The organism is Hydrogenophaga crocea, from assembly GCF_011388215.1.
Lineage (GTDB): Bacteria > Pseudomonadota > Gammaproteobacteria > Burkholderiales > Burkholderiaceae_C > Hydrogenophaga > Hydrogenophaga crocea.
The window spans coordinates 2,284,409-2,301,524 of the sequence record NZ_CP049989.1 but is presented as its reverse complement, the minus strand read 5'-3'; the positions used below and the strand labels follow the sequence as shown (position 1 = coordinate 2,301,524).

Below are 17,116 nucleotides of genomic sequence, written 5' to 3'. Positions count from 1 at the left end.
GCCGCCGCGGACGCGGCGGCCTGATGCTCCCACGGCCGCCTAAACCGCCCCCGGCCGGCTCACCAGCGCGAACAACTGGTTGCGGTGGTGGATGCCCAGCCGCTCGAAGGCGCGGTTGCGGTAGGTCTTCACGGTGCCGGCCGACACACCCATGTCGGCCGCGATGCCGTCGTAGGTGAGGCCCTTGAGCAGCCGCTCGCAGACCTCGCGCTCGCGCCGCGTGAGCGCATCGAGCGCGCTGCGCGTCTGCGTGGCCACCGACGACAGCGCGATGTGGCGCTTCACGCAGGCGAGCAGCAGCGAGGTCGCGCTGCCCACGGCATCGATCTCGTCGTCGCTGAAGGGCCGCTGGCCTTCGTGGCGGTAGAGGTTCACCGAGAGCAGGCCGGGCTCGCTGTCGCGCCCGATCAGCGACAGGCGCTCGCGCAGGCCCGCGCGGGTGTAGATGCGCTCGCGGTGCGGCCGCGGGATCTCGCGCGCGTTCCAGTGCACCAGCATCTCGGGCGTGTGGCGCGCCTGGTCGCGCGCGGCCACGAAGGTCTGGTCGCGCTGGTACAGCGATTCGCGGTAGGTCTTCCACGAGTCGCCCGTGTGGTCGGGCAGGCCGTAGGTGCCCGAGGCGGGCATGGACGGCGGCCGGTCGTCGTGCAGCCGGAACACCGACCACGAGGACACCAGCAGCAACTGGTTGAGTTGCGCGAGCGCGCGCTGGCCGAAGTCGTCGGCGCCCACGGTGCCGATGAAGCCGGTGAGCGTGTCCAGCGCCGCGCGCGGGGCGGGCCGCGACGGGGCAAGGGGCAGGGGAATGAGCTGCATGCGCTTCCAGACAGTACTGTATGGAACTCTACGCGCGCTCGCGCGCAGCGCGGCCCCGGGGTTTCCCCGGGTTTTCCCTGAAACGCGGCGGGGCGCAGCGCGCGTTTTGTCTCCCTCTCGGTAGACAGCCTGCGGCCGCGGCCGTGGCCACACTGGGGCTCCCGAACCATTCTCCGGAGACAAGACCATGACCCTTTCGCGCCGCCACTTCGTGGCCGGCACGGCCCTGCTGGCCGCCGCCCAACTGCCCGTCACCGCCCTGGCCCAGACCTACCCCGCGTACCCGATCCGCATCGTGGTGGGCTACCCGCCGGCCACCGCGCCCGACGTGCTCGCGCGTTTCCTCGCGCAGCGCATGGCCGAGCTGCTCAAGCAGCAGGTGGTGGTGGACAACAAGCCCGGCGCGGGCGGCCAGATCGCGGCGCAGACCGTGGCCAAGGCCCAGCCCGACGGCTACACCCTGCTGCTCGGCGAGGTCGGCTCGATCGCCATCGCACCGCCCGCGTTCAGCAAGCTGCAATACGACCCGGCCCGCGAACTCACCGGCGTGAGCGAGGTGGGCAAGGTCGACCTGCTGCTGGCCGTGCCCGCGAACTCGCCGCACCAGACCGTGGCCGACTTCGTGAAGGCCGCCAAGGCGCGCGGCGACAAGATCAACTTCGGCACCTTCGGCGCGGGCAGCCCGGGCCACTTCGGCGCCGAGGTCTTCGCCGAGGCCGCGGGCTTCAAGATCGAGCCGGTGCACTACCGCAACACCGGCGATGCCGTGACCGGCATCATCAATGGCGACGTGGCCGGCGCCTTCGTGTCGACCGCGCTGGGCGCGGCACAGATCAAGGGCGGCAAGATGCGCGCGCTGGCCACCAGCGCGCCCGTGCGCTCGCCGCTGCTGCCGCAGGTGCCGACCATGATCGAGGCGGGCTACCCCAAGATGGACGTGTCGGCCTGGTTCGCGCTGATGGCGCCCGCGGCCACGCCGCCCGCCGTGCTCGACCTGCTGGCGCGCGAAGCGGCCGCGGCGGTGCAGTCGCCCGACACCAAGGCCAAGATCGTCGAGGCGGGCTTCAGCGTCACCGGGCTCTCGCGCGCCGATACCGACCGCATGCTGCGTGCCGAGTACCCGCGCTGGGCAGGGATCGTGAAGGCATCGGGCTTCCGCGGCGACTGAGATGGCGCCACATCGCATCCAGACCCAGGCCGACGTGGCGGCCCTCGGCGAACTGCCGTACGCGCAGTTCATGCCGCACACGCACGTGTACGACGCGCTGCGCGCCGCGGCGCTTCGGCACGCCGATCGCCCGGCCATCACCTACGTGCGCGAGCCCGACCCGGCGCAGCCGGTGCAGACCTGGACCTACGCCGAACTGCTGGCGCGCATCCACCGCACCGCCAACCTGTTCGCCGCGCTGGTGCCGCCCGATGCCGAGGGCCGGGGCCCGCGCGTGGCCATGCTGCTGCCCAACATCCCCGAGGCGCACCTCACGCTCTGGGGTGGCGAGACCGCGGGCGTGGTGTGTCCCATCAACTACCTGCTCGAGCCCGCGCACATCGCCGAGCTCGTGCAGACGTCGGGCTGCCAGATCCTGGTGGCGCTGGGCCCGCACCCCGAGCTCGACATCTGGAGCAAGGCCAGCGCCGTGGCGCGCGAATGCCCGGGCCTGCAGCACGTGTTCGCCGTGGGCGGCGCGCCCGGCGCGCGCGACTTCATGACCGCAGTGGACGCCATGCCCGGCGACGCGCTCGCGCCCGCCATCACCACCGGCGCGGACCGCGTGGCCGCGCTGTTCCACACCGGCGGCACCACGGGCGCGCCCAAGCTCGCGCAGCACCGCCACAGCAACCAGCTGCATTCCTCGTGGTGCGCGGCCCAGTTCTACGCCATGGACGAGCGCGACACGCTGCTCAACGGCTTTCCGCTGTTCCATGTGGCCGGGGCCTTCGTGTACGGCCTGTCGGTGCTGCTCAGTGGCGCGCAGATCGTGCTGCCCACGCTGCTCGGCCTGCGCAACACCACCTTCATGCAGCGCTACTGGGACTTCGTCGAACAGCACCGCGTGAGCCTGCTCGCGGCCGTGCCCACGGTGATGGGCACGCTGCTCAAGCTCGAACCGGGCCAGGCCTCGCGCGGCTCGGTGCGCGCGCTGCTCACGGGCGGCTCGCCGCTGCCCAACGAACTCGCGCAGGCCTTCGAGCGCCGCTACGGCATCGCGGTGCGCAACATCCTGGGCATGACCGAGTGCGCGGGCGTGGTGAGCATCGAGCCCTTCCTGGGCCCGCGCACGCCGGGCTCGTGCGGCCTGCCGCTGCCCTACACCGAGGTGGTGGCGGTGAACGCCGAGGGCCAGCGCTGCGCGCCCGGCGAGAGCGGCATCGTGCGCCTGCGCGGCCCCAACGTGGGCCCGGGCTACACCGACGCGCGCCGCAACACCGGCACCTTCGACGACCAGGGCTGGCTCATCACCGGCGACATCGGCCACATCGACGCCGAAGGCCGCGTGTTCATCACCGGCCGCGCCAAGGACGTGATCATCCGCAGCGGCCACAACATCGATCCGCAGCAGATCGAAGAAGCGCTGCTGCAGCACCCCGATGTGATGGTGGCCGCGGCCGTGGGCGAGCCCGACGAGTACGCGGGCGAGGTCGCGGTGGTCTACGTGTCGGTGCGCCCGGGCGCATCGGTCACGCCCGAAGAACTCTCGGCCTTCGCGAACGCCCGCATCCCCGAGCGGCCGGCCTACCCCAAGCGCGTGCAGATCGTGCCCAGCGTGCCGCTCACCGCGGTGGGCAAGGTGTTCAAGCCGCGCCTGCGCGCCATGGCCTGCGAAACCGCGCTCGGCGAGCGCCTGGCCAGGGCCGGGCTGGCCGACGCGTTCGAGATCCGCGTGGCCGATGCCAGCAGCGGCCTGCAGGTGCTGTTCGCCGCGCGCAACGCCGAGGCGGCCGCGCAGCACGCCGAAGCGGTTCGGGCCATCATGGCGCCGTTCCCGCTGGCCTACCGCGTGGCGGTGCAAGGAGAAGAGTCATGAGCGAAGGCCAGGTCCGTTTCGAGACGCAGGGCGACATCGCCGTGTTCACGCTCGACGCGCCCGCGTCGCGCAACGCGCTCACGCCGCGCATGCTGTGCCAGCTTGCCGACCACGTGGTGGCCTTCGCGCAGAGCCCGTCGCTGCGCGTGGCCATCCTCACCGGCAGTGGCGACAAGGCCTTCTGCGCGGGCGGTGACCTTGCGCGCACGCTGCCGCTCATGAGCGGCGACCGCCAGCCGCAGGACGCCTGGGACCACCGCGTGCTCAACGAGCCGCTGGTCATGGCCGCCTCGGGCCTGCGCGACTACCCGCTTGACAAGCCGGTGATCGCCGCGGTGAACGGTGCCTGCATGGCCGCGGGCTTCGAGATCCTGCTCGGCACCGACATCCGCCTGTGCGCCGAGCACGCCACCTTTGCGCTGCCCGAGGTCAAGCGCGCGCTGATCCCCTTCGCGGGCTCGCTCGCGCGGCTGCCGCGCCAGATCCCGCAGGCCGTGGCCATGGAGCTCATGCTCACGGGCGATGCCATCAGCGCCGCCGAGGCGCAGCGCCTGGGCCTGGTGAACCGCGTGCTGCCCGCGACCGAGCTGATGCCGCAGGCCCTGGCCCTGGCCGAGAAGATCGCGCGCAACGGCCCCGTGGCCGTGCAGGCCGTCAAGCGCACCGTGGTGGCCGCCAGCGGCCTGCCGCTCGATCAGGCCTACCGCCTCGAAGACGAGGCCAAGGCGCGGGTGATGGCCAGCGCCGACGCCCGCGAAGGCCCGCGCGCCTTCATGGAAAAGCGCGAACCCGTCTACCGCGGGCAATGAACCTCCACCTACCGGGCGAGAACCCCATGAAGCTCCAGAACAAGATCGCCATCGTCAGCGGCTCGGGCCGCGGCATCGGCCGCGCCACCGCGCTCAAGCTCGCCGCCGAAGGCGCCACCGTGGTTGTGAACGACCTCGACGCCGCGCTGTGCGAGCAGGTGGTGGCCGAGATCCGCGCCGCCGGTGGCCAGGCCTCGGCCTGCCCCGGCAGCGTCACCGACCCCGGCTTCGGCGAGCGCTTCGTGCAGGCCGCGCTCGACAACCACGGCGGGCTCGACATCATCGTCAACAACGCGGGCTACGCCTGGGACGGCGTGATCCAGAAGATGAGCGACGAGCAGTTCGACGCCATGCTGGACATCCACCTCAAGGCGCCGTTCCGCATCCTGCGCGCCGCGGCCGGCCACCTGCGCGAGGCCGCCAAGCGCGAGAACGCCGAAGGCCGGCGCGTGCAGCGCAAGGTGGTCAACGTGTCGTCCATCGCGGGCATCCTGGGCAGCGCGGGCCAGACCAACTACGCCGCGGGCAAGGCCGGCATCGTGGGCATCACGCGCACGCTCGCGCGCGAGTGGGGCCGCTACCACGTGAACGTGAACGCGGTGGCCTTCGGCTACGTGGTCACGCGCATGACGCAGGCGGTGGACAAGGGCAGCGCCACGCAGGTCGACATCGAAGGCCGCGCCATTCCCGCCGGCATCCCGGCCGAGCAGGTGCGCGCGCTCGAAGCGCAGATTCCGCTGGGCCGCGGCGCGAGCACCGAAGAGGCCGCGGGCGCGATCGCGCTGCTCTGCTACCCCGAGAGCGACTACGTGTCGGGCCACGTGCTCATGGCCAGCGGCGGGCTTTGAGGCGCGCGGGCGCGGGCAAGGCGGCGATCATGGCCCGCGCATGCTCGCGGCCTGCGCCCGGCCCGCCACCGCCGTGAGCACGAACGCCAGCCCCACCAGGCCCCAATCGGCCGGGTGCAGCGGCCGCAGCCCCAGCCACGCGCTGGCCGCCGGCACCTGCACCAGCAGGCCCAGCGACAGCAGCGTGCCCGCCACCAGCCAGCGCGGGCTCGCCCGGCGCAGGCCCGCGAGGCCGGCGGTGAAGCCGGCGCTGGCTGCCAGCAGCACGCCCAGCGCCATCGCGCGCGCGTGCTCCACCTGGCGGTCGGCGCCCAGCGCGTGCAGGTAGCTCCCCACCACGGCCACGCTCACCAGCCCGCCGATCAGCACGATCGCGCCCCAGGCGCCGGCCGAGAAGAAACGCGCGCGCCGGTGGTGGTGCTGCACCGGGGCGAGTGGGCCCGCCGCCGGCAGGCCCTGGAAGGCCAGCAGGGCGGTGGGGTGGATCACCAACTCCAGCCACACGATGTGGATCGGCAGCAGCAGCAGCGGCAGGCCCATGAGCGGCACCGCGGCGGCGGCGGCCACGAGCGGCAGGTGCACGAGCAGCAGGTAGGCGAACGCCAGCCGCAGGTTCTGGAACAGCTGGCGGCCTTCGCCCACCGCGTGCACGATGGTGCGGAAGTTGTCGTCGAGCAGCACCACCGGCGCCACCTCGCGCGCGCTGCGCGTGCCGCGTTCGCCCATGGCCACGCCGATGTCGGCCAGGCGCAGCGCGGGCACGTCGTTCACGCCGTCGCCGGTGACGGCCACCAGCTCGCCGTCGGCCTGCAGCGCCTGCACCAGCGCAAGCTTCTGCGCGGGCGTGGCGCGGGCCACCACGTGAACGCCGCCGTGCGCGCGCAGCGCGGCCGCGGCGTCGTCGCCCGGGGCCAGCACGATCACCCGGGGCTGGCCGCCCCCGAGCCCGATCTCGCGCGCAATGGCCTCGGCGGTGCTCGGGTGGTCGCCGGTGACCATGATCACGCGCATGCCCGCGGCCACGCAGTCGGCAATGGCCTCGCGCACGCCGTCGCGCACCGGGTCTTCAAAAGCCAGCAGGCCGACGAGGCTGAAGCCCTCGGCGGCTTCGGTGTCGGGCGCCGCGCCCGCGGGCAGCGCGCGCCGCGCGCAGGCGATCACCTTGTGCCCCGAGCGGGCGTAGGCCTCGATGCGCTCGGTCCATGCAGCGTGTTCGGCTTCGGTCAGCGCGCACAAGGCCATCACGGTTTCGGGCGCGCCCTTGGTGAAGGCCGTGGTGGTGCCGTCGGCCAGCCGCAGCACGGCGGTCTCGCGGCGCCGCGCTTCGGTGAACGGGAATTCGGCCAGCCGCGTGGCGGGCGGCAGGGGACCGGCGGCCGCGTGCAGGGCCTGATCGAGCGGGTCACCGCTGTCGGGGCGGGCAGCGAAGGTGGCGCTCTGCAGCACGGTGTCTTCGTCAAGGCCCTCGGCCGGCGCGCGGTGGGCCAGCACCAGCGTGCCGGCGGTGATGGTGCCGGTCTTGTCGGACACGATGCAGCTCACGCGGCCGATGTTCTCCACCGCGACCGCGCGCCGCACCAGCGCCTTCTTGCGCGCGAGCCGGAACACCCCCACGCCGAGGAAGCCGGTGTACACCACGGGAAACTCCTCGGGGATCGCCGCCACGGCCAGGGTCACCGCGCTCAGCAGCGCATCGATCCAGCCGTGCCCGTGCCACAGCCGTATGGCGGCGAGGGCGGCGCACATGAGCAGGGCCACGCCGAGCAGCACCAGCACCAGCTGGCCGATCGCGCGCTGCAGCGGGGTGGCGGCGTGGCTGCCCTCGGTGGCCGAGCGCGCGATCGCGCCGTAACGCGTGTCGCCCCCGGTGTCCACGATGCGCAGCCGCGCCTGGCCGGTCAGCAGCCGCGTGCCCGCGCGGCCGCGCTGCAACTCGGGCACCTGGTGCTCCGTGGCCGGTGCTTCGGCGTCCAAGGCGCGTTTGGGCACCGGCAGCGATTCGCCGGTCAGCGTCGACTCGTCCACCTGCAGCCCGTGCCCGCCGACCAGCAGGCCATCGGCGGGAAAGTAGCCGCCCGGCGCCACCTCAACCAGGTCGCCGGGCACGAGCTCGCGGGCCGCGATGTCTTGCCACTGCCCATCGCGCAGCACGCGCGCCGAACTGGCCAGCCGGCCCGCCAGGGCCGCCGACGACGCGGACGTGCGCCGGTGCAGCCACGCGTCCATGCCGAGCAGGGGCGCCAGGGCCAGCAGCAGCGTCAGCGATTCGGTGTGCTGGCCCAGCAGAGCGAACAGGCCCGAGGAGAACGCCAGAAACCACAGCATGGGGTCGCGCGCGGTGTCGCGCGCCACCACCTTCCAGCCGCTCGCGGTGGGCGCCACGATGTCGTTGAAGCCGTGGCTGCGCAGGGCCTCCTGGGCCTGCGCCGTGGTGAGGCCCTGTGCGATGTCAGCGCCATCCGCGCGATCTGCGCCGGCGGCGCTCAGCGCACCAGCAACACCGGTGTGCGGCATGAGGCCAGCACCTTGGTGGCCACCGAGCCCATGACCAGGCCGGCCAGCGCGCCGTGCCCGTGCGAGCCCAGGATGACCATGTCGAAGCCCTCGCGATCGGCCATGCGGGCGATGGCCGATGCGGCGCTGCCCATGCGGTGGACGAAGCGCGCTTTCAGCTGGTGTTCGGCGAAGAACGCGCGCACCGGGCGCAACACCGTCTCGGCGTCGTCGCGGTACAAGGCCTGCACCTGCGGCCGGTCGACGAAGGCGGCGGCGCGGTGGGGCAGGGGCAGCACGCAATGCAGCACCGTGTAGCGGTGTTGCGGCCCCAGCCATTGGGGCTGGCTGGCGATGAAGGCCAGCACGCGCTGGGTGTAGGGACTGCCGTCCACGGCGACGAGGATCTTCAAGGCGAGGCCTCCTTTGGGGTTCTGACCAGTATGGTCCGCGGCGCGCCTGCAGATCAAGCCCGCTGCGCTGCACATGCCTTCACGCATGCCATCGCCGCTGCGCGCCCCGCGCGGTGAAGGCGCGGTGTATCGTGGCCCCTCGTTTCACAGGGGGAGCTGAACATGATCTTTGACCGCATCAACCGCCGTTTTCTGTGGCAGGCGACAGCGCTGGTGGCCGCCGCGCTGTTGTGGCTCTGCGCGGCTTCACCGGCGCGCGCCCAGACCGCCGACAAGGCCTGTGCCGTGGTGCTCATGCACGGCAAGTGGGGCAACCCGCAGGCCATCGGCTTCTTCGGCCGCCGGCTCGAGCCGGCATGCACGGTGAAGTCCATCGACATGCCGTGGTCGGCGCGGCGCGGCTACGACGTGCCCTACCCGCAGGCGCTCGAACAGATCGCCGACGAGGTGCGCCAGTTTCGCGCCCAGGGCTTCCAGCGCGTGCTGCTGGCCGGCCACAGCTTTGGCGCCAACGCGGCCCTGGCCTACATGGCGCAACACGGCGATGCCGATGGCGTGATCGCGCTGGCGCCCGGGCATTCACCCGCGTTCACCTACCGCCGCGGCATTGGCCGCGAGGCGGTGGACGAAGCGCGCGCCAAGGTGGCCGCGGGCGAGGGCGCGGCCATGCTCACCATGGCCGACCTCAACCAGGGCCAGACCCGCAACGTGCGCATGCGCGCCGACGTGCTGCTGAGCTATTTCGACCCCGAGGGCCTGGGCCACATGCCCGGCACGGCCGAGCGCTTCAAGAAGGCTGTGCCGTTTCTGTGGGTGATCGGCACGCAAGACCCGCTGTATCCCGCGGGCGAAGCCTTCGCCTACGCCAAGGCCCCACCGCACCCCGCGAGCCGCTACCTGGTGGTGGAGGCTGGGCATGTGAATACGCCGGATGTGGCGGTGGAGCAGGTGAAGGGGTGGATTGCGGGGTTGCCGTGAGGGGGAGGGGGCTGCTTTGCAGCAGCTGCGGTCGGTCGCACATTTCAGGTGAACTGGCGGTTTCGGTTGAGTGCTGCCGTTCACACTATCCCTGCAGGTGAAGGGGGCGCCTGCAGTTTCCGTCTCAAACTGGTACACGCGACACGTATCGAGAAACCCGCTTCTAGCCGTCCTGATCGCACTATTTGGTCAGACACAATGGTGCCTAAGTTGAAACTGGGAGGCTGCGAATGACAACCTTGACACGTGTACATATGGCTTCGGTGCCGGATGCACTGCACGTTGTCTTCGTACACGGTCTCGGTGGAGATGCATGGTCTACGTGGATGCACAACCCGAAGGACCGCGCGACTCTCTGGCCAGGTTGGATCGGCGAAGAAGTCGGATGCAATGTCTGGGTCGCAGGATACGGTGCTGCACTGTCCGGCTGGACAGATGCCGCCATGCATCTTTCCGATCTAGGCGAAGCGCTGTTTGCTGCCTTGCAGGTCGAGCGAGACTTGCAAGACCACAGGATCGTCTTGGTGGGCCATAGCCTAGGTGGCCTGGTTATCAAGTCTGGCATGACGCAAGCACAGGCTCTCGGGGATCCACTTCGGGTAACGTTACTGGAGCGAATTGCTGGCGTTGTATTCGTGGGCACTCCGCACCAGGGGTCAAGTCTTGCTACCGTCGCGGACAAGTTGCGCCTCCTGCTGAGGACGAACGCTCAGGTTACCAACATGGTCAGCGATGACGCCTGGCTGAAGTTGTTGAATGGGCAGTTTCGATACCTGCAAGTGCAACGCAGCTTCAGAGTGCGAGTCTTCTTTGAATCCAAGGGCGTTTTCATTGGACGCCGAGTATTTGGCCTTGCGCTTGGCGGGCGGCAGCTGATCGTTGATAGGAATAGCAGCGACCCGGGAATTGCAGGAGTCAACCCTACTGCCATCGACGGGGACCACATCGAGATAGCTAAGCCGAAGTCGCGCCAAGCTCTCATCCACAAGGCATTGGTCGAGTTTCTGAAGGGTATGGCTAGGGGCCCGGAGGGGCCCCCTCCGGCGGCTGATAGGCGACGCTCGACGCCCTGGGCGAGTTCATCTGACGTTCCGACGACGTTGCGAAGTGCGTCGGCTCCATTGCTGAGCTGGCCTAGCACGTTGTCGGATGGGACGTGGCTTCATCGCCCAGAGCTGAGCTCATTGATTGAGAGTCTTGCTGCCGAGTCGTCGAGCACGCATTTTTTGCTAGGAGATCCAGGATGCGGGAAGTCCTCTTTACTGGTACGACTGGCTCAGGAGAGGCAGGCGGCAGACTGGTGCGTGCTTGCCATCAAGGCTGACCGACTCCCGTCGGACGTGTTAGATCGGCAGGCACTCTCAAAGCATCTGAATCTGGAGGCCGACACTGCCACCATTCTGCGCGGCCTCGCTAGAACTGTGCCTGTGCTGGTGCTCATTGATCAGGTGGATGCATTGGCTGACCTGGTTGTCCAGCACTCAGCGCGCTTGCGTGTACTGCTGGACTTAGTTCAAGACCTATCCGAAGCAGAAGGGGTGCACACCGTCATCTCGTGCCGCACCTTTGAGCAAAAGCATGATCCCGCACTTCGCAATCTTGACGCGACCGTCATCCGGTTGGAGCTACCAGAGTGGTCGACAGTCCAGCCAGTCCTAGCGGCACGGGGCCTTCAGGTCGACGTGTGGAATCAGGATATTCAGCAAGTTTTGCGGTCGCCACATGCCCTGGAAATCTTCCTATCTCTTCTCGGTGGGGCTACTGAGCCAGAAGTCTTGAGAAGCTTTCAGGGGTTGCTGGAAAAGCAATGGGAAACTCAAGTACTAAGTGACGCAACCGGCCGGCGCCGCGCAACTCTGCGCCATTTGGCGAAGTTGATGGCCGACCGTGAGGTGTTGGGGCTGCCTCTTGTTCAAGTGGAAGATCACTACACGGACATTCAGGCTCTAGCGGCTGCGGGGCTGCTCCGATTGGACCAGGGGCCAGGTCGAGTGGAGTTTCGACACCAAACGCTGTATGAATTTGTGCGTGCGCGCAGCTTCTTGGAGGAAAGCGGAAGTCTCACGGAAACGGTGCGAGCACAGCAAGGGAGTCTACGCATTCGTCCTCAGATGTGGCATGCGCTGGGGTACTTTCGCGGGGCGAGTCCGGAGGAGTACGGCGTCGAAATCGGGCGGCTGTGGGCGGCGGACCTGCGCCCACATCTGAAGATGTTGTTGATCGAGTTCTTGGGCTTGCAGACTACGCCGACGTCTGCCGAACGTCAGCTCGTAGAACGGGCCATGAGTGATCAGTGGTTCTTACCCCGCTTCATCGGGGCCGCGGTTGGAAGCCCCGGATGGTTTGCCGCATTGTTGCCAGCGCATCTTCCTAGATTGATGGCATTGCCGGTGGACCAAGCTCAGGCGCTGTTGCCAATGTTCCGACAGGCTTTGCACTTTAGCCCAGAGGCTGTTGTCGATCTTGTTCGGCGGCATTGGTTGGACGACGCAGATAGAGACGTCCTAAGCTGGCAGGCCCTGGGGGGCGGAGACGTCGCGCCGCAGGCCGGCCTTTGGTTGGACAGCTTTGTCCTGATTGCCGGTCGCAGTCCGATTGCTGAGTGGGCAATCGGGCATGTAGCTGGTGTGGTGAGTGCAGCTCAGCCAGAGGAGGCGCCAAGGTTAATTGCGGCTTGGCTCAGGCGCCGAATTGACGCCGCTACTGCGCCTCTAGCCAACGCACCTGAGGACGATGAAACGGCTTATGTCGTCATGACCAAGAACGTTCAGGCCGCGTTCGAGGAGCGCCAGTTTCATGAGATGGAGGTAATTGCCGAAGCTGCTCCTAGAGCCTTTGTTATGGCCATGTGGCCACTGCTTCTTGAGGGGCTGCAGCACTTTGCCTCTGAGTCCCCGAGCGTCGTGATCGGCTATCGGAGAAACAGTGGGCTGATGTTTCAAGAGTTGGATGATGAAGACGCTCGATACGAGCGCCCCCTACTTCGCTCATTTCAGCTCGGAATTCAAGGCTGGGCAGATTCTGACCCAGATGGTTTTCTGGAGTTCGTCACTGCAAATGCCCAATCCGAGCTGCTTCTCGTGCACCGATTCTTGGCGCTAGGCCTTGTACGAGCCGCCGCTCACGCACCGCAGCGCGTGTTCGACTACTTGCGCGGAGATTCTCGGCGCCTTGTTCTCGGGTCGTACGCCGATGTACACAAGGAGAGCATTGCAATGATTGCTGGGGTCGGTTCGCTGCTCGATGACCCCAGCTACGCGGAGCTAGAAACCATCCTTCGTGATTGGCGCTACTACAACGAGGTAGCGCAGCAAGATGATGCAGGCACTAGGCAGCAACGACAGCAATGGGCGCGCCAGCACCGACTCCGATTGCTCAGGGCATTGCCCGAGGAGCGGAGAAGCGCTGCGCTTCAACGGCTTGTAGATGAAGAGGAGCGCGCCTTTCCCGGTCTGACCGACAAGGATGTGCATTTCGGTGGTTTCCAGTGGATCGGGAGTCCGGTGAGTGCTCAGCAGATGAATCGAGCCACCGACGCGGACATCCTAAATGTCTTCAGCGAGCTTACCGATGACGCAGCTTGGGATCATCCGCGGCACCGAATGAAAGGCGGGGCCATACAGGCAGGTCGTGAGTTGGCCGAGTTGGCCAAGCGCGACCTAACCAAAGTCCTCCGCATCCTTCGTTCGCTTGATCCCGGCCGCAACGAGATTCCAGTCTCTTGTACCCTTCGCGAACTCATTCCGGCTGGTCTTACCGCACCTGAGTTCTACTCCTTGATTGCCGAACTGGAAGATAAGGGTTTTGTCGGCGCTGGCTTTCGGTGTGATGCCGCATACGCAATCGCGAATGCGGCCAGCAAGGAGACGCCTGTCCCGAACGAACTCATCGATCGGATGGAGCGCTGGCTGATTCCCTGCGCGACTGAGGACGCTGCGGAGATCGAGGCGGATACAAAGGACACGACTTCCACTTCACCGGTTCTTTGGGGACATGGGTCGCTTGCCACGCTTCCGAACGGGAACTACCCGACGCTGAGGGCGCTAACGTCTGCCTGTCTGTCTGTGGAACCTCCGCGACTTGATCGCTGGCTCTCCATTCTCGAGCGACATGCCGCGCGCGCAGAGTCATCTCGAGTTTGGGAGGCATTGATGCAGCGCGAGCTTACGTATCTGAGGATGGCAGATCGTTCTAGGGTGGAGGCACTTGTAGATCAAGTGATTGCGGCTGCGCCATCTACCCTTGTGGGGCAGGGTTGGGCTCAATTCGTCGCGCATGCGTTTCGCTGGGCTTCGGTTGCAGCGGTACGGCGATGGGTAATGGGTATTGTTGAGAAGGCAAGTGTGGGGCAGCAAGGGGCGGGGGAATTGGCTTGTTTACGACATGCCCTATTCCCCGCGGAAGACTGGTCCCGTGAACTGGTTGAAACGCTGAGTGGTGATGCTGCTTCAGACGCAGCGCTAGGCGTAGCGCACACCGTTGCCAACTTATGGCATGAGCCGATGACTAGGCCAGTGGTTCATCCGATTTTGCTTCTCCTCCTGCGTAGCAACGACGAGCGAGTGCTGACCGCGTTGTCGGCGATATTTATGAATGATGGGTTCGCTGCGGATGCCGAGACCAGAGAGTTGTTGGATGCCTTAGTGGTCTACCCAAGCGTGTTGAAGAACGGACGAGCAGAGCGCCTGCCTGAAATGCTGGTCAAGCTGGTAGTGTCCGAACCGACGCGAGTCTGCCAAGTAGTCCATGCACTACTCGACACGGCTGGCGACCAGATGGGTAACATCGCGACATCCTGGTACCTGAGCACCGAATGGTTGCTGGACATAGCGCTGCAGCTACAAGACATGGGTGCCTCTGAGCGCGCAGCCGGATTGGTACTCTTCGAGCGCATGTTGGAGTTCAACATGCCGCAAGCCAAGGAAATGACGCTGGATTTGGACAAGCGCACACCGGTCGGCAGTAGCCCTCGTGCGCCAGTGCGGCGTAGGTCGCGAGCCAAAATGCGCAAGCCGGTACGGCGAGGTTGATGCGACCATCGGCCTCCAAGTTGGAGAGCCCAAATAAGTCGGTCGAATGTCCGTAGGCGGTGATTGCGGCTATAGACCCGTCAGTATCGGACGACCGCACCCAGTCTCAAGCGGACAAACGCCACTCCATCTCGCCGCCCCCGAGCTCAAGGCATTTCCAGCGACCCACCAGCGCGAACGACCCACCGCCTCTTCTCCCCCTTGGCAATGGTCCCGTCCACCCCCTTCACGTCGAAGTAGAAGCTCGCGAGCCGTTGCTCCGCCAGCGGTCTGACCTCGCGCCGAGCGGCACGCGCGGCTCGCGTGCCGCTGCGGCGTTCAAGCCTTCACTTCCACCACCTGCTCGAAGCCGCCGAAGATCATGCGCTTGCCGTCGAAGGGCATGGGCGGGTTGCCCGGTGCCGACGGGTCCATGCGCGGGTCTTCCATCATCTTTTTCATGCCCGCGTCGCGCGTGGCCTTGTCCGGCCACTCCACCCATGAGAACGCCACCGTCTCGTCGGCCGTGGCCTGCACGGCACGGCGGAAATCGGTGAGCTTGCCGTCGGGCACGTCGTCGCCCCAGCCTTCGATCACGCGCAGGGCGCCCAGCTCGATGAAGATCGGGTCGAGCTGGCGAGCGTGCTCGATGAACTTCTGCTTGTTGGCCGTGGGAACGGCAATGACGAAACCATCGATGTAGGACATTTCTTCGCTCCGGTTGGGTTGCGGGGTCCGCGCCCTCGCCAGAGAGCACCCCCGTCCCCACGACGGTCGACCGGGCGAGAAATCGACATCGCCCCTCAAACCTTCGCCATCACCACATCCCCCACCGCCCGCGCCACGCACGGCAGGCAATAGCCCTCTGCCTTTTCTTCCGCGCTCAGGCCGGGCCACGGAATGTCGTAGCGCACCTGGCCCTGCAGCAAGCGCGCCATGCACGTGCGGCAGGTGCCGTTGCGGCACGACACCGGCCAGGCGATGCCCGCGCGCGCAAGCGCGGTGAACAGGCTGGTCTCGCTGTCGGTCTGTGCTTCCAGTGCCTGGCCATCGATGCGGATGCGGAAGGTATTCATGCGCGGGCAAAGGGGAAGGGCATGCGCTTAGACTTTTCGCATGACGCTGGAGTACTGGAAGTATGACGCGGGCACCGACGCCGTTGCCCCGCTGGTGATCCCCGCGGCCCTGGGTCGCGCCCGCACCTTCGACCTCGACGCCACGCTGCAGGTGCGCGTACTGGCGCAGGCCGGCGAGCCCTGGTTCGAGCTGAGCGTGGAGGTCGATGGGCAGCGCTGGTGGGCGCGCCGCGTGCCGGCGCAAAACCCGGGCGACACCGACGGCCTGGACTACCACTGCCGCCTCACCGTCGAGGCCGATGCCGATTGCCGCGTGCGCGCCAAGGCCAACGGCCAGGGCGTGCGGGTGTTGTCGCTGGTGTTGGAGGCCCGCGAAACGGCGTACTGAACCGGGCCGTGACCGTGTAAGGTGTTGCCCCTTCGCTGTCACGCGCATGCCCACCCCGCCGCACGCCCACGCCCGCCCCGGCGCGCAAGCCCTGCGCCCGTCGCGCGCGCTCGCGCCCTTCGTGGACCACTACTGGTTCGGCAGCGGCCGCGACGCGGCCGTGGCCACGCTGCGGCCCGATGGCCGGGTGGACGCGGTGCTCGCGCACAGCGCGCGCGGCGCGGCGCTGTCGGTGCATGGCTCGGTCACGGTGCGCACCGAACTGGCCTTGCAGGCCGACGCGCTGTACCTCGGCATCCAGTTCCGCGCCGGGCAGGCGCGGCACTTTCTGCATGTGCCCACGCCGCTGCTCACCGACGGCGCGCTGCCGGGCGAGGACGCCTTTGCGCCCGCGCTGCCACGCCTGCTCGATCTCAGCGACCCGCTGGCGGCCGTGCGCGCGGTCGAGGCCGCGCTGCTGCAGCACCTGGGGCGCACACCGCCCCGGGCCTCGCGCGCCGACGCGCTGGTCGCGCGCATCGAGGCCACGCGCGGCGCCGAGCGCATCGAGTCGTTGGCCGATCGCTTCGGCATCGGTCGCCGCCAGGTCGAGCGCTGTGTGCTGGAGGCCGTGGGCCTCACGCCCAAGGCCTTTGCGTCCATCGAGCGCTTCACCCACGCGGCGGCCTGCCTGCGCGCGGGCCTGCCGCCGGCCCATGCCGCGTTCGATGCCGGCTACGCCGACCAGAGCCACCTGCACCAGGCCTTCCGCCGCTACGCGGCCACCACGCCCGCGCGCTACGCGCGCGGCGAGGTCGCATTTCTTCAAGACGGCAAGCGCGTGCCCCACGACCATGCCGGGCATCGCAACCCCTGCCCGATCTGAAGGAGTGAAACCATGACGCTGTGGACCGGCATCGTTACCGAACACGTGAACGCCTCGCGCGATTTCTACACCCGCCTCTTCGGCGCCGACGTGGTCTACGAAGGCGAAGGCGCGTGGTTCGTGCTGCTGCGCCTGGGCGAGCGCGAGCTGGCCTTCATGCGGCCGGGCCTGGACACGCAGGCCCCGATCTTCCAGGGCGCGTACGGCGGCCAGGGCATGTGGCTTGCCCTCGACGTGGACGACGCCGAGGCCGAGCACCGCCGCCTCGTGGCCCTGGGCGCGCCCGTGGTGCTGCCGCTGCGCGACGAGCCCTGGGGCGACCGCCACTTCGTGCTGCGCGACCCGAACGGCATCGGTGTCGACATCGTGCAGCGGCTCGCCGCCTGAACCCGTTT

14 protein-coding genes are annotated in these 17,116 nt (G+C 68.0%); 9 read left to right on the top strand and 5 right to left on the bottom strand.

The annotated features are described in order from the left end of the window. Positions 1 to 39: 39 nt before the first annotated feature. The gene (locus G9Q37_RS10865) at positions 40 to 816 is read right to left on the bottom strand and encodes a helix-turn-helix transcriptional regulator (protein WP_166227215.1); all 777 of its coding nucleotides are present in this window, start codon (positions 814 to 816) and stop codon (positions 40 to 42) included. 187 nt (positions 817 to 1,003) lie between these two features. Here G9Q37_RS10865 and G9Q37_RS10860 point away from each other — a divergent pair, with 187 nt between their 5' ends. The 4 genes from G9Q37_RS10860 to G9Q37_RS10845 are packed head-to-tail and all read left to right on the top strand — an operon-like array spanning position 1,004 to position 5,499. Continuing rightward, positions 1,004 to 1,984, top strand: a complete 981-nt coding sequence (locus tag G9Q37_RS10860) for a Bug family tripartite tricarboxylate transporter substrate binding protein (RefSeq protein WP_166227214.1) — start codon at positions 1,004 to 1,006, stop codon at positions 1,982 to 1,984. A gap of 1 nt (position 1,985) precedes the next feature. Continuing rightward, positions 1,986 to 3,842 (top strand): acyl-CoA synthetase, encoded by a 1,857-nt coding sequence (locus tag G9Q37_RS10855; RefSeq protein WP_166227213.1) that lies wholly within the window; start codon positions 1,986 to 1,988, stop codon positions 3,840 to 3,842. Next, complete coding sequence (locus G9Q37_RS10850; RefSeq protein ID WP_166227212.1) at positions 3,839 to 4,651, top strand: enoyl-CoA hydratase/isomerase family protein; 813 nt, start codon at positions 3,839 to 3,841, stop codon at positions 4,649 to 4,651. The genes G9Q37_RS10855 and G9Q37_RS10850 overlap by 4 nt, the downstream gene beginning before the upstream one ends. 26 nt (positions 4,652 to 4,677) lie before the next feature. Then, positions 4,678 to 5,499, top strand: coding sequence for an SDR family NAD(P)-dependent oxidoreductase (locus G9Q37_RS10845; protein WP_166227211.1), 822 nt, complete (start codon positions 4,678 to 4,680; stop codon positions 5,497 to 5,499). 27 nt (positions 5,500 to 5,526) lie between these two features. Here the strand turns inward: G9Q37_RS10845 and G9Q37_RS10840 are convergent, their stop codons facing one another. Both G9Q37_RS10840 and G9Q37_RS10835 read right to left on the bottom strand, forming a co-directional pair. Further along, complete coding sequence (locus G9Q37_RS10840) at positions 5,527 to 8,013, bottom strand: cation-translocating P-type ATPase (RefSeq protein ID WP_166227210.1); 2,487 nt, start codon at positions 8,011 to 8,013, stop codon at positions 5,527 to 5,529. Further along, complete coding sequence (locus G9Q37_RS10835; RefSeq protein WP_166227209.1) at positions 7,983 to 8,405, bottom strand: universal stress protein; 423 nt, start codon at positions 8,403 to 8,405, stop codon at positions 7,983 to 7,985. The genes G9Q37_RS10840 and G9Q37_RS10835 overlap by 31 nt, the downstream gene beginning before the upstream one ends. 162 nt (positions 8,406 to 8,567) lie before the next feature. Between G9Q37_RS10835 and G9Q37_RS10830 the strand changes: the two genes are divergently transcribed. Both G9Q37_RS10830 and G9Q37_RS10825 read left to right on the top strand, forming a co-directional pair. Further along, positions 8,568 to 9,383 (top strand): alpha/beta fold hydrolase, encoded by an 816-nt coding sequence (locus G9Q37_RS10830; RefSeq protein ID WP_166227208.1) that lies wholly within the window; start codon positions 8,568 to 8,570, stop codon positions 9,381 to 9,383. A 326-nt stretch (positions 9,384 to 9,709) separates the two neighbouring features. Further along, a complete protein-coding gene (locus tag G9Q37_RS10825; RefSeq protein ID WP_205710637.1) occupies positions 9,710 to 14,413 on the top strand; it encodes an AAA family ATPase in 4,704 nt (1,567 codons plus the stop codon). Between the two features lie 318 nt (positions 14,414 to 14,731). Here the strand turns inward: G9Q37_RS10825 and G9Q37_RS10820 are convergent, their stop codons facing one another. Next, positions 14,732 to 15,100: a DUF1428 domain-containing protein gene (locus G9Q37_RS10820; RefSeq protein ID WP_166227206.1), complete on the bottom strand. Its 369-nt coding sequence runs from the start codon at positions 15,098 to 15,100 to the stop codon at positions 14,732 to 14,734. A 95-nt stretch (positions 15,101 to 15,195) separates the two neighbouring features. Further along, on the bottom strand, positions 15,196 to 15,468 hold the full coding sequence (locus tag G9Q37_RS10815) for a 2Fe-2S iron-sulfur cluster-binding protein (RefSeq protein ID WP_166227205.1): 273 nt from the start codon (positions 15,466 to 15,468) through the stop codon (positions 15,196 to 15,198). 40 nt (positions 15,469 to 15,508) lie between these two features. Between G9Q37_RS10815 and G9Q37_RS10810 the strand changes: the two genes are divergently transcribed. The 3 genes from G9Q37_RS10810 to G9Q37_RS10800 are packed head-to-tail and all read left to right on the top strand — an operon-like array spanning position 15,509 to position 17,108. Beyond that, complete coding sequence (locus G9Q37_RS10810; RefSeq protein ID WP_166227204.1) at positions 15,509 to 15,856, top strand: hypothetical protein; 348 nt, start codon at positions 15,509 to 15,511, stop codon at positions 15,854 to 15,856. A 46-nt stretch (positions 15,857 to 15,902) separates the two neighbouring features. Next, on the top strand, positions 15,903 to 16,721 hold the full coding sequence (locus G9Q37_RS10805; RefSeq protein ID WP_166227203.1) for a helix-turn-helix domain-containing protein: 819 nt from the start codon (positions 15,903 to 15,905) through the stop codon (positions 16,719 to 16,721). A 12-nt stretch (positions 16,722 to 16,733) separates the two neighbouring features. Further along, positions 16,734 to 17,108, top strand: coding sequence for a VOC family protein (locus G9Q37_RS10800; protein ID WP_166227202.1), 375 nt, complete (start codon positions 16,734 to 16,736; stop codon positions 17,106 to 17,108). The last annotated feature ends 8 nt before the right edge of the window (positions 17,109 to 17,116 follow it).

Coding starts and splice junctions, on each gene's coding strand:
- G9Q37_RS10850 (WP_166227212.1), top strand. CDS start 3,839: ATGAGCGAAGGCCAGGTCCGTTTCGAGACGCAGGGCGACATCGCCGTG.
- G9Q37_RS10810 (WP_166227204.1), top strand. CDS start 15,509: ATGACGCTGGAGTACTGGAAGTATGACGCGGGCACCGACGCCGTTGCC.
- G9Q37_RS10800 (WP_166227202.1), top strand. CDS start 16,734: ATGACGCTGTGGACCGGCATCGTTACCGAACACGTGAACGCCTCGCGC.
- G9Q37_RS10815 (WP_166227205.1), bottom strand. CDS start 15,468: ATGAATACCTTCCGCATCCGCATCGATGGCCAGGCACTGGAAGCACAG.
- G9Q37_RS10825 (WP_205710637.1), top strand. CDS start 9,710: ATGCACAACCCGAAGGACCGCGCGACTCTCTGGCCAGGTTGGATCGGC.
- G9Q37_RS10845 (WP_166227211.1), top strand. CDS start 4,678: ATGAAGCTCCAGAACAAGATCGCCATCGTCAGCGGCTCGGGCCGCGGC.
- G9Q37_RS10860 (WP_166227214.1), top strand. CDS start 1,004: ATGACCCTTTCGCGCCGCCACTTCGTGGCCGGCACGGCCCTGCTGGCC.
- G9Q37_RS10855 (WP_166227213.1), top strand. CDS start 1,986: ATGGCGCCACATCGCATCCAGACCCAGGCCGACGTGGCGGCCCTCGGC.
- G9Q37_RS10830 (WP_166227208.1), top strand. CDS start 8,568: ATGATCTTTGACCGCATCAACCGCCGTTTTCTGTGGCAGGCGACAGCG.
- G9Q37_RS10805 (WP_166227203.1), top strand. CDS start 15,903: ATGCCCACCCCGCCGCACGCCCACGCCCGCCCCGGCGCGCAAGCCCTG.
- G9Q37_RS10865 (WP_166227215.1), bottom strand. CDS start 816: ATGCAGCTCATTCCCCTGCCCCTTGCCCCGTCGCGGCCCGCCCCGCGC.
- G9Q37_RS10820 (WP_166227206.1), bottom strand. CDS start 15,100: ATGTCCTACATCGATGGTTTCGTCATTGCCGTTCCCACGGCCAACAAG.
- G9Q37_RS10840 (WP_166227210.1), bottom strand. CDS start 8,013: ATGCCGCACACCGGTGTTGCTGGTGCGCTGAGCGCCGCCGGCGCAGAT.